The sequence below is a fragment of the Nocardia sp. CWNU-33 genome, from assembly GCF_046764895.1.
In the GTDB taxonomy this organism is placed as follows: Bacteria; Actinomycetota; Actinomycetes; order Mycobacteriales; family Mycobacteriaceae; genus Nocardia.
Genome location: NZ_JBKOQN010000003.1, coordinates 336,005 through 351,676 on the forward strand (window position 1 = coordinate 336,005; position 15,672 = coordinate 351,676).

Annotated in this window: 2 protein-coding genes; both read right to left on the reverse strand. The window is 62.4% G+C overall.

Features of this window, described 5'->3' with window-relative positions:
- Window positions 1-19: 19 nt before the first annotated feature.
- A complete protein-coding gene (locus tag ACLMAL_RS05625) occupies window positions 20-673 on the reverse strand; it encodes a hypothetical protein (RefSeq protein ID WP_411998088.1) in 654 nt (217 codons plus the stop codon).
- A 1,225-nt stretch (window positions 674-1,898) separates the two neighbouring features.
- Complete coding sequence (locus tag ACLMAL_RS05630; RefSeq protein WP_411998089.1) at window positions 1,899-15,563, reverse strand: hypothetical protein; 13,665 nt, start codon at window positions 15,561-15,563, stop codon at window positions 1,899-1,901.
- Window positions 15,564-15,672: the final 109 nt, after the last annotated feature.

Consider the following 15,672-nt stretch of genomic DNA (forward strand, 5'->3'; position numbering starts at 1 on the left):
CCGGGGAGAAGCGGCGCTGTCACCCGATGTCCGAACGCCCTCGCGCGGTCTCGACCACCAACTGGTGCAACACTTTCGCCGGTCCGCAGGCCTTGTCACCGCACAGCTCGACCTCGGTGAACGCTTCGATCAATGCCGCGCGGGGCTCGAACCGAGGGCCTGAGAAACACCGGCCGCTCAGTTGCGCGCGCCATTTCCGGTAGCCGACAACGATCTGGGCCAGCGTGTCGGTTCGGTCCCATGGCCCGCTGATGCGCCGATACTCGGCGATCAACGTTGCCTGTGCTCGCTTGCGTGCTGTGGGACCCGCGGCCGCCTCCATTACTCGGCCGAGGTCGTTGACGATCGTCGAATACATCGGACGTTCATCGGATCCGGGTACCGACGCGCCTGATCGAGTTGCGGCGGAGACGATGTCGGCGAGCTTGGCGAGGTCGGCCAGCATGACGCCGTCGAGAATGATCCAGCCCACTTCCCGCTTCCACTTCACATCGGATGCTGCGTCGCCGAGCTCGCTGATCTCGATACCGCCGAGCTTCAGGAATGGGTATTTCCCGAGTATGTCGTCGACGGCCGCCGCGATCTCCCGCACCGTGCGTTCCACAAGGCCCGAGGTCTCGAACCCGACGATTTGCAGGCCATGTCTGGCGGCAAGCCGGCGCGCTACCTCCATAGCTGCCTGGTCGGTCGCGACCCGTTTCGGTTTGGCCGAAACAGGCTGGGGGCGGCGAGTTTTCTTGTTTCGACTGGGCTTCGCACGCTTCGCGGGGGCCTGTCCCGGTCCCAGGCTGCCGGGCTGCGGTGGAGAGACTCGCGGAGGGACACCTCCAGGCGCGTTGCGTGGGCTCTGCGCGCCGGACCCGGTGGGGGATATCGGTGCTCCCGCCTTGCTGGGCGCGCCCGGTGCGGACCCTTTTCGTTGCCACGGAGTATCTGGCGCCGACCCCGACCATGGTGTGTCCGAACGCCCGGCGATCGGCGGGCGCTCGGGCTTTCCGGACGGGGATGCCGCCGCACGGGGTGGCGCGGAATCCTTGGCGGTCGGCGGTGCGATGGAGCCGGGTTGGCCGCCAATCGGCTGCCCGCCGGGCAGTCCTTGGCCGGCGTCCGGACCATAGTTGGGATACAGCGGTTGATATGGCGAGTATGGACTGCCGTTCGATGCGGGTTGCGGCTGTTCGGATCGAGGGGCAGGGCCTTGGCTTCCGCTGGGGTTCGGGGCGCCGGTACCGCCCCTTGGGTTTGGTGCAGAACTCTTCGGCGGCGCCGCCGCTGGGGATCGGCCGGCACCGGACAGCGGTTGGTCGAATGACGGGGTAGGAGTGTTCCAACCGGGTTGGGGGCCACCGGGTTCCAGATTGCGGATCTGACTGCCGATTTCCTGGTCCTGGTTGTGGAAGGCGTCGGCGACGTTGGTGGCACTGTCACCGATTCTGCGCAGGTTGTCGACCAGGTTCTTGTAGCCCGCCAGCCCTTGTTCCGCTGCGGGCTCATAGCTTTCGCCGAAGGTACGGCCGGGCTCGTCGTTGCCCCAGCATTGACCCTCTGCGTTGAGTGTGGCTTTCAGCTGCGTCAGCTCATTCTGGGCCATGTCGGCGAGCGCCTTGAGCTCCGGTGCTAGCGCCCGTAGTAGGTCTGGATCGACCTCCAACGATTCGCCCATGCCCGGCAATCCCTTCAAACCTGGTTCTGTGGAACCGAGAAAGAGATTGTCCTCCAGCTATCGCGATTGCTGAAGGAGCTCCTCCCATTGCTGGGAAACCCTTCGAGTTGTCAGCGGATCGGCAGACCGTCGCCGTCACGACCCATGCGGTCCGACGAAACAGCTCAGCAGAACTCACCTCGGGCGATCTGCCGTGGCAGTCGACCCGGCGTGGCACGCGGCCGCGAGTTGTTAGCTATGCGGAGTCGGTGGGTGAACCGTTGTCCGGTACTGATTCGTTTATGGTCGCCTGGATTTCATGTTCGAAGCGCGCCTGCCATTCCTCGTCGGATTCGCCGTTCGGGTTCGGGTACCGCGCCCCCGTCTCCAGGTCGGCGATGCGCTGGGCCAGGCCTTCCAGGAACTTTTCGGTCAGTCCCGGCCACTTGTCGTCATCGAGTTCCTCGGCGCTCACTTCCTTCAACTGCGCGTGTAGGAGCACCTTGGTCAGCCTGTCGAGGATATCGACGTGGCCCAGCATCGTCTCATCGTTCCGAAGTTCCAGTCTCAGATCCGCGATCATCTGTTCCCGCTCGGCCCGACTGGCTTGCTGGTCGTCAAGGCCCAATCTATAGGCCAAGTCGTCGCGGAGCTCTGTCAGAATTTTCACTGCATCGGCGGGGTCGGTGCTCGGCGACGCGATGTCCTGCTTCGCGTTGGCCTCGATTATGGCGAAGATTTCCAGCACTTCGCGATACCAGTCCGGTTGGCGCCGTCGCACGAATGCCGATTCCGAGGCGATGATTCGCTGCCGGTCGGCCTCCAGTTCCGCGGGTGGGACAAGGTGCTCCTTCCACCACAGCTCTCGGTTGTGTAACTCCAAGAAGTGGTACGCGAACCCGCCCGCAGGCCATCTCGCTTCGAACCCGTTGCTGAAGTCGAAAACCACCGCATGGACGAGATGCTCGAGTAGCCAGTTTTTGCCCTCGTGACGGTCCCACGGTCGAGTCAGGGTGTCACCTAATCCCGCACGCCGCGCGCTCGGAAGATTGAAAAAGTGCTGCCAGCCATCTATGCCGTGGATTCCGAGCTCATCCGCGAGGACTCCCGGTACGAACTGCACGAGCACGACAAGGTCGCTGACCCGCAGTACTTCTGCGGCATGCGCCCCGACATTTCTCGCTGTCAGCGACCCCAATTCCTCGGCATCGGCGTGCTCCTTGGTCCGAACGGTCTTCTCGATCACCATGTAACCGTTGTTGTAGATGATCAACACGACCTGCTGCGACATCGTGTCATCGGCAACGGTGCTCTTGAGGACCTCGCGTGTACGTTCACCCGAGGCTTGCGCGTCGGCTAGTTTCTCGGTAAACGATCGCTCGTCGGTGAGGCTGTTCATCCAAAAGATGTCGTCGCGATCGGTGTAGTACCGGAGGTTCTCATTCTTGTTATAGACACCTGATACCGGCTCGACGGACAGCTGGCCTTCATCGTCGATTTGCACCCGCAGATACTCGATCGGAATTCCCTCGTTCACCGCCCATTCCCGGAGTGCCGGTGCCACCGTGTCCAGCATGCGCTGTTGTCCGAGCAGCGGAGACATGACCACAACTCGCTCGCCCCGGACCATCCAGACGCCTTCGGCGACCATGACCGCGTCCTCCGTCGGAGGCAACTGTCTTGCGACCATAACCGCCAACGCCTCGCGAACTCCGGTCACATACCGGCGAAAGGCGTCGATATGCGGTTTCAGTAGTAGGTACTGCTCGCGAGCCTTGGGTACTGCCTTGTCGTCGGCCAGCACACGGAACAACAGTTCGTCGGCGACGAGCCGCCGCAGCACCGCGCCGTATCGATAACCTTGTCGAACCTTCAGATTCTTGAACAGCTGATCGATCGCAGCGGGATCCTTCCAGCCAATGTCGGTGGTATCCGCGCCGAGCGCCTTGGCCTCGCGCAATGCTTCGGCCACGACCTCGTTCGCTTCGTTCTCAGCGGTCTCGAGCGCATTCCGCACACTAGGAGGCAGTGTGCTCTGCGGCTCAGGTTGCGGCCCCCCACGTACCCAACCACCGCCGAAGACGTTGAGTTCTGTCACCCTGCGTATCTGTTCGCGAACCGACGGATGCCTGTACGGCTTACGATGTGAATTTGGGTCGAGGTCCAACTCGGACCCGATCGGGAACGCATTCCCGCCTGATGAATGCGTGCGGCGGGCCGGTGTCTGCTTGTCGGCAGCGGCAGCGGCAGCGGCAGCACGAGCCGCGAGGTCTGTCACTTTGAAGCGGTATCCGGGAGCACCCGGGGCCTCGACGGCCTCGATCTGCTGCATGGCCTCAACGTCAACGTAGTCCGTGAAAATCATCAGCTGCCGCGGCCGGCGGCCGCCTCGCAAGTAATCGGGGTTCTCATTCGCAATGCGGAGGCGTTCGCGTGCTTGGCCCACCAATGAACCTAACGAATCGACTTGCCGGTTGGGGGAGATGGACTTGACTTCGACCCAGGTGCGTCCTCCGTCTGCGACGATATCTACCTCAGAGGTTATGCGTCTTCCGCCTGGCAGGTCGAGGTGCACAATCTTGCCCACGAAGTCGATACGCTTGAACTGCTCGGCTACCTGGATCTCGCCGAGTAAGCCTTGAATATTTGCATCTTGGCCGAGAATTCGACCAATATCCAGCTTGTCTTCGGTGATCGGTTGTCCCGTCTCGGTCTTACCTTCAAAAAAGTCGGCGGCCAGATCGGCGATCGCGTAGCGGATATTCTCAGAAAATGTCAGCCACTTGTCTGCGCCGTGGTCTGCGAGGTGCGGCATTTTGGCCAGCAGTGTTGCCACGCGCTTATCGAATTCGTCGAGGCTGTCGCGCATCACACCAAGGCGGTCAATGGGAGTGCGTTGCACCAGGTTCAGGTCAGGACTGAGCTCCGACGGAATGTTATTTTCGTATTGCCAGATCATCGCAAATCGGCTGATGGGATCGGAACCCGCCCGCGAGGCGCGCGTCAGATTCTGGTTCACCCATTTTTCGGTGCGAGCTAGTGCCTTTTTATTGAGATCGTCTTGCGTGCGTTCCCGGCGAATGTAAGACTCTGCATGCTGTTTAGCGATCCGCTCGGCCGTCTCCGTAGACTCGCCGCTGTGTATGAGCTTCTCTATGTATTCGTTGAGAAATTTGTAGTAGTTTGTTCGCTCCGTCGTCAGCCGGTATCTCGCATATCGCGTGAAGATCACACGTGCAGCATGTTCGGAAGCCTCTGGATCGCCGCCGAGGCCCGCTCCGCCGGTCAAAGCCCTTTGGACAATTTTGGACAATGGATTGCTGACCGACGTCGGCGACGCGCCTCTATTGGACACGGCCTGGTTTGCTGCTTCGGTGTGGCGACCGATGGATACTATGTGGCCGAAGTCTTCTGCCAGTCGGATCTCGATATCTAGTTCTTTGATGATCAGTTCGTAGTTTGCAATTGTGTCCGAGTTGGACATTTTATGAGTGATCGGTAGTCCTGTCGCGTCCTTTCCTTTAATGCGATCAGTAGACGGCGTGGTCAGAATTGCGCGAAGCATTTTTATACCTTTCCGCCACTGATCACCACCCTTTCCCGTGAGGCTCGGATCGGTGGCCAGGAGCGCACTTGATCGCCTTTCTATTTCGAACAGATTCTTACGCAGTTCATTCAGTCTGTTCACCCACTGAATGGTCCGGTCGGTAGCGAACCGAGAAATGTCAGCTCGGACCCTATCGCTACGGATCGAATCTTCTGCGTGCTGCCTCGCAATCGGTTCGGCATCCACCGGAGTCATGCCAGTGTTTGCGAGTTGGGCAATCTTCTCGTCGACTAAAATCTGGTGGGTAGATTCTTCTCCCGACTTCAAGAATTTCCGATATTCCTTGATGACAATAGCCTTGGACGACTTGATGACTTGGAGATTGCCGTCTGTATTATCGAGCTGGATCAAGATGTCCTGGATCCCCGAGGGGTAGATTCCGTAGTCGGCTGGTGTTTCGGCTTCAGTTGCCGGCTTATTCGGAATTACCTTGTGCGGCATATTCTTCGGATTACCGGCCGGCGGCCTGGGCTTTGGGGGCTTGGCATCCCTCGGAACGAGGCCCGGAGGAATCGCGCCCTTCCCTGGGCGGATTGTTGCCACGGTGTCGTCCGTAGCCGTCAGAGAGTGGTTAGCGGGCGCGGTGGGAGACGGGTCTGCCAACTGACCAAGGACACCGGTCGGCAATTCGGTCGCTGTGGGGGCCCCTGCCGGCGGAACGACCTCGAGGTCACCGCGTTCCTCGGCTTCCGACAACGCTTCCTCAGGGGCCGGGAGGGGCGGTGCGGTGTCGGGGTCACCGTCCGAGGTCATCCATGTGTGCAACCGCTGGTAAGCGGTGATGTCATGCAATCTTCCCGGTATGAAGGGCGACGGGGCGCCGCCGATCTGCCGGTAGCGTTGCTGTAGCTGCGCAAGACCAAAGAGCGTCACTGGGTCTACTACGGCGCCCTGCTGCTCGACCTGTGTTTTCCACAGCTGGTAGCGCATGCTGCTTGCTCGTACGACCGCCACCCAATCCTGTCGCCGCGTGAACAGGTCGTTATCGAATTCCGGTATGGCGCTGGGAGGTTCGCCGTCCTTGGCCAGCGACCAGTTCATGAGGATCCGTGACAGCCGACCGTGGAAGTCTCCCTTGCCGGTGTGGCCGGACACGGATCTGTACTGCAATTCCGCCGCTAGCTTGTACGGATCGTAACCGGGTGTTCGGCGTGCCTCGTTGTACCAGTCGGACATCGCCTCCACCTCCGCACGACCTCCTGCCTTGCCACCGAAGTTGGGGTACAGGATGACTCCGTGCGTGTGGGGCTTCGGTACCGCCGGCACGTATCCCAGCAGTGGATCCGCGTCGATGACGGCTCTCTCTGCTTCGGTCAACGGCTCGCTCAGCACCCGCAACTGCCGAGCCCCGGGTTGGCCTTCGACCGCAGGGAACAACACATATCCGTGTTCCCATGGCCAGAAAGGTCCAGGGATGTAGGTCAACCAGGGGTTTTCCTCGAGCGCGGACCGCTCGTACTCGCTCGGCGTCCACGCCAACTTGCCGTGATGGGGATTCTTCGCTTCGGCGAAATCGCGGGCGTGCTCCGGTGTTATTTGCAAACACAGCAGCGCATGCACCTCTTGTATGAACGACACGCTCAGATCCTGATCGAGGTTCTGCAGGGTGAACGAGCGGGCCTTCATCCAGGCCAGCCATTCCTTATCGCCGAAGAGCCTGGGGATTTCGGCCAGATCCTGGCCCGCGACGATGGCGGTATCGCGAAACTTGTCCTCGATATACAGCGTCACCTCGAGCAGAAGGTCAAGGGGCGTGTGCAAACCCAGCGCTGCTTGTAGTTCGGAGATTTCTTGTTCGATGGTGGAGTCCGATCCCGGATGTGGCTGGTATATACCAGGTACCGCAACATTCTTGGCTCCTGCGATGGTCTCCGTGCCGCCACCGATGTTGTCGCTTCGAGTCGAGATCTCTCGGACGCCGCCGGGATCCGTTTCGACCTCAGCTGATTTCGCCGCTCCTTCGGTCGATACTTCCTGTGGAATGGCTTGATCCGGAACTTTCTTCGGGCTGTCCGGCTGCTGGTCCGCGGAGTCCCCGAGGCCGAGGGCGGTGCGCACCGGGATCTCCCCGACATCCTGGGTTACGAGGATGCCCGATACGGCCTCCTCAGGTCGCAGCCCACTTGCCGCCGAGGTGTTTTCGCTTTCACCTGCTGTGGCGGGTGCCGACGATTCCTTCTGCCGCGCTTGGTTCGCCGTGGCCCGCTGCCACGGCGTCGGCTTGCTCTGTTCGGGTGCCGGAGCGGGATCAGGTTGCGGGGCGGTGTGTTGACCAGAGGGTGGAGCGCTCTCCTGGTCTCCCTGCTCGCCCGTCGAAGAGAGGCGTTGGGTCCACGGCGTCTTCGGTGCAGACTCGGACCGCGGTGTATCGCCGCTGTGAGCGTCCTCTGGTACCCCCGGCGGCGCCTGTTCCGCGCGGACGGGGTCTGACACAGCTTCCTCGACGGTTTTCCTAATTGGGTCGCTGCGCCCTGCCTCTTCGCGATCTCGCAGGTTCTGAACCTCACCCCAATTCCTGGCTCGGGGATCGTTTTCGTCGTGGTGGTAGCCCATTAACGCTTTGGTGAAACGATCTTTTGCACTTTCCGGCTTTTTGGGTCGGCGGTCCGACAGATTAAACTCCGGCAACCCGTTCGGGGGATAGTAATGGGAGCTGGGTGCGACGTTTCCTGGCGACTGTCGGGTCTGCGCCGATGAGGTCGGGCCGGATCGACCGACAGCCGACTTCCCAGGTGCGGGCGGCTGGGCCGGGCAGTTGTCCACTGGCGTCGGAGGTCCGTTGGGTTCGACCGCTACGCGCTCGGGTGACCCTATGCCGGTCTCGAAGCCTTCGTGGCGTACCAACACGCTGGTGATGTTGTCGTGCCCTCCGGTCTGCATCGCGCGTTGCCAGAGCGCTCTCGCCGCCGCAAGGAGGTTGTTCAGGTGAGCGCTGACGATGCTCGCGAGCGCATTGGCGGCGGGAGTTCTGTCCCAGACGCCATCTGTAACCACTAGCAAGATTCCAGAGCCGGTCAGGCTGGGAATTGTTGTCTCAACTATTTTCTCGCGTTCCTCGACTGAGCCGTCGATAAATTCAGCCATGCGTTCAGGAGTGAATTGGGTGATAGCAAGGGATTTGGCGTTTGATTCCGGCAAGCTATAGCCGAGGCACCGGTAGATTCCATGGCTGTTCTGCTTCTTTACCGCCTGCTTTTCGGCGAGCTTCGCCTTCAGGTCGAGCTCCGCTGCCACTCTGGCGAGCTTCAGTGCCTCAGCTGGCGGCCCTCCTTTGCCGAGCTCCGCCGCCTGTGCGGCGAGCTTCGCTTTCGTTCGGGCGACTCTCGCGGCGTCTTTGGTTCGCTCTGCCTCCGAGTCGTCTTTGGTCAGCTTGAACGAGGGGCCACCATCGAATGCAAGCCAATATGCCCTCGTATCACCGACCCAATCAACGGAGATTCGTCCCGCTTGGACCAGCGCCACCACAACTGTGCATAGTGGGTGGGGTCGGCCTTCGGGATACTGCTTTGTGGGTTCGCCTGGTGGGTACTCCGCCGCCTGCTCGATGACGGCAGCGTTTGCGGCCTCGGTCACCGCCCGCACCGTCGCCAGCGGATCGAATCGCCCGCCCGTTGTGGCATCTGCCGCAGCAGCTTGGAAAGCTTCCCTCCCCGCTTTTGCCGCTACTTCTGGTGCACGATGTGGTTCTTGCGATGACCCCACGCCGTCGAACACCATCACCATCGTTACCGGATCACCGTTGATGATCTCCGTCACGATCTCGAACGCATCCTGATTCGGCTTTGGCTTCAGGCCTTTATCGCTGAACCCGGCAGCCGAGCCGTGATCCGCCCAGACACGGCTGCGCGGTCTTTCTGTCGCAGGGCTTCCGCCCTTTCTCACCTTTGGCTCCGCCGGCTCGGACTGCACCGCTATTCGAGAATCGGGCGCGACGGCTGATGGAACTGCCGCCAACTCGACCGCGAGCGCACGTACCCTGGCGTCGGCCGCCCGATAACGATCGAGCGCCTCGTTGGCAAGGAGCTGGTGATCAGGAACGTCGCGGACCTGCCAAAATTTCTCTTTGGTGAGGTTTTCCTCGTCCATCACCCTGGTGAGGTTTCTTCTGTAGATCGATGCTGCCTCCCACTCCAGGGCCGCGTCGAAGTGATCTACCAGCAATCCGAGCTGCTCGGATGTGACCCCCGGCTGTTGTCCATCCATCAACTCCGACAGCCTGTTGAGAAATCCGAGCATGCCGCTCAGGCGTTCGTAGCCCGGTGTTCCTCTTGGCATAGAACGGCGTTCCGTTGCGACACTAGCGAGTACGGACTCCACTTGCGCCGCTTCGATATTCGCAAGTAGCCGTAGGTCTTCGGAGCTCGCCGGATTGCCCGTTTGCGCCGAGGCCAATCTCGCTAGGATGTCAGCAACCTGGCGCTCGGCTACTAGATGGCGGTAAACTGCGTCGGCCTGCATCCGTTTCTGATAAGAGACGTACTTCGCTCGGCGGTGTAAATAATCTAACTGAGGAGTCTCTTCGGGCCCGGCCATTTTGCTCGGATTACGCAGCGGAGTTTCGTTGGATGCGTCGATATGTTCGGTGAGATTGTTCGCATTTATCAAAGCCGCCAACCACTGCGTTACCGCATCGAAGTGAGCTGTCAGCAACTCGCGTCGTTCTGTTGTGATCGCTGTCGGCGGTTCTTCTCTGAGGGCTAACAAATCGCCCAACCCGCCGAGCATGCTATTCAGTCTTTGCGCCCGCTCCTTGTCTGGTGCCGCGTGATCCGAATGTTCTTTCGTGGAACCGGGTTCCGCCTCTACAGTGGAATCACGTTCCTCCCTGACCATCTCGTGCACCAACCACAGTCTCTCGAAATCGATCTCCTGCGATCCCGCCACGCCGGGAGCCTCGGGTTTCGGAGGTTGGCCGTAGTCCTGGCCGTCGCCGTTGGGGTCCCAGCGGTACACAGTGAAGGGGTCTCTCTTTGAGAGTCCCGCTACTGGGCCGCCGATGCGTCGGCGGGCGGGGCGGCCGAAAACGTCCTGGAACTGATTGAGGTCGTGGTAGGAGACCACGCCGGGGTCACCGGTTCCGGGGTTGCCTCCGCTGCGCCGACGGAATGGCCGCAACCGCCCTTCTTTCGCGGGAAGAGATAGTTCCGTGCTATTCCAGGCGATCATCTGGTTGATGTTGCGAGCCTGGTCCAGCAGTTCACGGACCTGATCAAGCGATTCGTTCTGTCCTCTGATCAGTTGATCGAGTCGAACTTCTGTGTCGTTCAGCGCTTGTTTCAGCACCACAGCACGGTCTTTGGCGATCTCGGCACGTTCGGCAGGGGTCACCTGGGTCAGCACCGGATCCTGATCCGGTCGGAATTGCACCAGTGGCACACCGTTTGCCCCGTGCTGGCTCATCAGTCCGATGTACATGTCCCAGTCGGCTTGTGATGTCGGGTTCCAGTACGCCAGTGGTGGATGCTGGACACCCATATCCGCGAGGTGTGCTTGATCGAAGTGCTGGAAGTTCTCCAACGGCGACAGTCGGCTCCCGCCGGCATGGCGGATGTCGAAAAGGTCGTGATCGCCGGTGAGCGGTAGGAATTCGTCGGCATCATTGCGTCCGTGCACGATGCCCTCGCGGACAACGAATCGGCCTTTGTGAATGTGTTTGTCCATACTCGCCCTGAGCGCCGCGTACTCTGCCCGGCGCTCATCCAGCCGTTTGACGAGCTGATTCCAGTGTTCCTCCGAGACGCCGTCGCGCGGTGGCAGACGAAGCTCGCCGGGCTCGGATGCGGATTCGGGGAACACGAAGTACCCGACCAAACCTTGGCTGCCCGGCTTCGCACCGAGTTCGACGTCCAAGTCGTTGATCGACTTGGATTTCACGAGCTCCGGCTTGCCGGGGAGGCCGGCATTGATCCGGGCCACGGCATCCGGATTGGTGGGGCGGACGGTGATGATCAGATTGTGCTTGTTGGCGTATTCCTGGATGGCCTGCTGGCGGTGTACAGGGATCCCGTGCAGCCGTTCGATTTTTGCTTCCATTGGCTCGGAGACGGCAGGTACCAACGCTGGTGCGTGAGGGTTTACCGGATCCTGTGGCGGCGGGGCCGATTCATTGGCGGGGCGGCGTTTCTTACGGCGATCCGGCTCGTCGCCCATTGTCGCCGTGGCCCATGGGGTAGGTCGGCGTTGCTCTACCGGCTTGCCCGGTTTCGCGAGTTGTCGGGGTGGCAGACCGCCGATCTGCGGGATTCCGCTGATATCGCGGTTGTAGCCGAGGTCGTCGGGGTGGAAACCGGGTCGGGTTTTCGGGTCCTGGGGGCCGCCTGGGATCAGGGTATTCGGGCGGGGGGAGTAGTGGGGTGGGGAGGATTCGTGGGTTCGGGTTGCGGGGTCGGCGGATAGATGGTCCGAGATCCGATCAGTGAAGGGCGTTGAATGGGTGATCTCGGGAGGCGGTTCCGGGTCGCTCGAGGGTGAGACTCCGCTGTCTCGGTCATCGGACTCCTCGGGGTCTATGAATGGAGACGTGTTGCGCCGAGATGTGATGGCGGGCAGATGTCCTGGCGGATCGGCGACCGGTTTCGGTATCAGGGGCTCGATATCCCGAGGTTGTTCCTGCTCCGGCGCGCCCGAGACGCCGGGGAGCGTTATGTAGCCGGGCTCTGGGCGCTCATGGTCTATGGGCAGTTCCTCCGGAACGTCCCCCACGTTGCGTTTATGCGGATCTTGGAAGTGGTCGGGGCGAGGATCCGGGATATAGGAGGGCTTTATTCGGGGGGATTCCTCGGGATCGCCCGGGCGTTCGTCGACATCTGGTCGGCCGGTCATCGTGCCGAGGGGGTGCGTCGGACCCGTCGACGTGCGAGTGGCACCCGGGTGCGCAAGTCGATCTGATGCCGGAAGTCCGTCGTGGGGAACCGCATTCGGCGAGATCAGCAGTGGCGCAGCGCTATCGGTGGTTCGGGCGTGCTGGAATGTGGATGGTACGGGATCGGAAGGTGGCTTCGGTTGGTTCGCCTGTACGGCGGGGTTGTTTACCTCGGCGAGAGGGTGCTGTGGCGACGTGGGCAGAGCTGATTTCGGCGAAACTGCGGGGGCGATGGGGCTGTTCGGATCCGAGATAGCGCCGATCGGTGTGAGGTCCGGAGCTGTTCTCGGCGAGACTGCCGCGGCCGCAGCGCTGTTCGCTTCGAGGACCGGGGCCGCGGGCGCAGTGTGATCCGTCTTCGATGCGGCCGCTTGCACAGCAATGCTGTTCGAGTCGTGTGGCGGGGTGGCTGGGGCGGCGTTCGAAACCTTAGGTGTGGCTGCCTGTGGTGCAGCGTTGAGCGCGTCGGGGGTGGCGTGTGGCGGGGTGGCTGGGGCGGCGTTCGAAACCTTAGGTGTGGCTGCCTGTGGTGCAGCGTTGATCGCGTCGGGGGTGGCGTGTGGCGGGGTGGCTGGGGCGGCGTTCGAAACCTTCGGTGTCGCCGCCGGTGGGGCAACACCGATCGCATCGGTGGTGACGCGTGGCGATCTGGCAGACGCGGCTTCGGGAACCGGCGGCGCGGCTGTCCGTGTGCTGTGGTTTTTTGCTTCTGTGGCGGGACGTGGCGACGCTACTTCCGGAACGGGTCGCGGTGTGTCGGCTTGTGGCGCAGGGTTGTTCGTGTCTGCGGCAAGGCTGGGCGGCGTGGCATCCGGAATTGTTTTCGGTGTTGCCGGAGGGGTGAGATTGCTCGGGTCGGGGGTGGGGTGCGGCGGAGCGGATGGTGTGGCCTCGGGTGGTCCCTCGCCCCGGATCTCCGCCAGCGCCACCTCGAAAGCGTCCTTGGATCGACGGAACTCGAGCTCTACGAGAACGTGCTCGCTGTGGTCCAGCTTGGACGCCGGCCGCTCGAGAACGTCGGCACCACCGCCCGTTTGGTACCCCTTCATCGGGTCCCGTGGACCGTGCCCTCTCGGCGCTTCCCCGGGTTTGAGCGGCAACGCTGCGGTGCCGTCGGCGTTGAAGCCGATGCCGTGCGTGCTCTCGACGTGTGGCGCAAGATCTTGAAGCCATTGCTCGACAGCGTTTTCCACGCGTTTCGTGGTTTTCTCGCCGACCTGTCGACCTTGTGTGTCAACCCTCCAGTGTTCGACCGTGTCGCCGGATATTTTGCGGACCATGTTGCCGACCTGCTCGTGCACCTCGATGTGCCCCTGCGCGTTCTTGATGACCGCGAACGCGTGTGCTCCGGCATTCTTGAACTGCACACCACCGAAAATCGACCCGTCGGTGCGTTGAGCGTGCTCGATCAATGCCTGCGGCGAGCGGTAGGTCAGCCAATCCCCGCGAAGTGCTCTTGCGACGCGGTCACCGCTCACACCCTGCGATCCGGCCGTTCGATCACCGATCTCGGACAGATCGAAGGCGTCTTTCCCGGTTTGTTCCTTGATGTGCTCATTGATGCGCGAGGACGCCTCCGGAACACAGTTGCGCAGGCCTGGGGCTACTTCCTGCGCGGGCACGAACTCGCCGCTGCCATCGCCGGCGGGTGGCGAGTCCCCGTGCGCGCGATCAGCTGTGTTCCCCGGAGCATCCTGCCCGGTCTGGGAGACCGAATTGTCGTGCGTGCTGGTTGATTCGGCTGGCAGGGCCAGTTCGATATCCGCGGCAGCGACCTCCTCTGTGGTGGATACGTGACCGCTTTCCTCGGGCTTCCCGGCAATCTTGCCTTCGTTCTCGACCCGGGCCCCGGACTCCTGCGGCGTCGCTTCCGCGACTGGGCGTTGATGCGTCGGGGCATCCGCGACGGCACCGGGGCCCGGTCCGTCCTGGCTAGTGCGTACCGCGCCCTCGGGTGCGATGACCTGCCCGGTCGAGGCGGTCGGCCTGCCCAAACTGCCTTCGGCTGGTGCGAATACCGTGCCTGTCGCGTTCCGTGCTCCCGGCGAAAGCTGGCCACCGCCTGGCGGTGGCGAAGGATGGGGGCTGACTATTTGCGGAGGGTGGACGTTGCCGTGGCCGAGCGTGGCGGGCGGGGTGCCTGGGCTTGGTGGCCTGCCCGGGGCGTCGAGGGGCAGCCTTATTTCGCCGAGGTTGCGTTTGTCGAGCTCGGCCCGGGCTCCGGCTTGGGCCATTTGCTCGAATTGGTCGAGTTTGGCCTCGTTTATCGGCTCGAACCGACGTGCCCCACCGGGCGGCTCGGTGCGATTCTTCACGAGCTCGTTGGCAGCGCGGGCTTCTCGTGGTTTCATGTTCGCGATGTTCTCGGGGGTGAGGTCGCGGACAACAACTGCTTCGGCCTCTTTACCTGCGGCCATCATTTCCGGGGTTATCCCGTCGGGGCGAGCTGCTTGTCCCTCACCGGCCCCGGTGACGGGTTCGCTTGCGCTCGAAGGGGTGTGCTCGATACCTCCGAGGTCCGACGCCGCTCGGTTGCGACTATCTCCAGTTACCGACACACCCGAGTAACCCGCAGTCCTCACACTCCGGTATCCGGCACCGAGACCACCGACCAGCCCGCCACCGATCCCCATCAACACCATGTCGGCCAGATTCCCGTAATTGCCCGTCAGATACCCCGCGGTCAAACCACCCGTCAACCCACCCACCGCACCACCGGAGACCCCCGCCGCCACCACCGCAGCCACCCGCCAACCATTTTGTGCAGTCTTCGACACCGCGTTCGCCCCCAAGCGAGTCACCGCGGGCGCGACGACGCTACCGACCGCCCCACCGAACCCCCCACCGACCGCGCCGGCGGTGGCCGCGATCCTCACCGCTTTCCAATCCACCGCCTCGCGGTCCCCATGCGCGACCTGAATACCCTCGGCGATCCCACGAACCCCACCCATCATCAACCCGCCGATCACCGCACCCCGCACGGCCATCGCCACCATCAGACGGCGCCACGCCAAGCTCATTGCCGCACCCGCAGCGGCCCGATGCGCGGCGGCCGGCGCAACCCCGGCGAACCCCATCGCCAAGTCCCACGACAATTGCGCCGCCAACACCGACGCGATCCCGATCACCATGTACTTCTCGAGCTCGAACTCGGTAGCAGCCTCATACAACTGCTCGGCCATGCTGTCGCTGTATTTCATCAGCCGACGCGTGCCCTCGGCGAGCTCCCCATATTGCTTGCGTATCGCCTCAGCGGTGAAACCGTTCGCTGCCGCCGCCACCGCACGCGCCTGCGAAGCCTCGATGCCGTGCAGGACCCCGGCAAGCCTGTTTGCCGAGTCCGACCACGCGTCCGCCGCGCGCCGCATTCCTTCGATCTTCGCGTCGGGCATGTACCCGAACATCATGTTCTGCACGCCCGGAGGGACTCCGGGCAGCAGTTGCTCAGCCACCAGGTGACCTAGCGTCTTCGCGTATTCCCTACGATCAGCCGCTCTAGGTTCTTCGCTGGTTCAGATCTCCCCATCGCGGCGACGTATCCGCTGATGATGAGGGCGCAGT

What these genes read in the sequence shown, in the direction of transcription:
- ACLMAL_RS05625 (WP_411998088.1), bottom strand. Translation starts at nt 673, where the DNA reads ATGGAGGTAGCGCGCCGGCTTGCCGCCAGACATGGCCTGCAAATCGTC.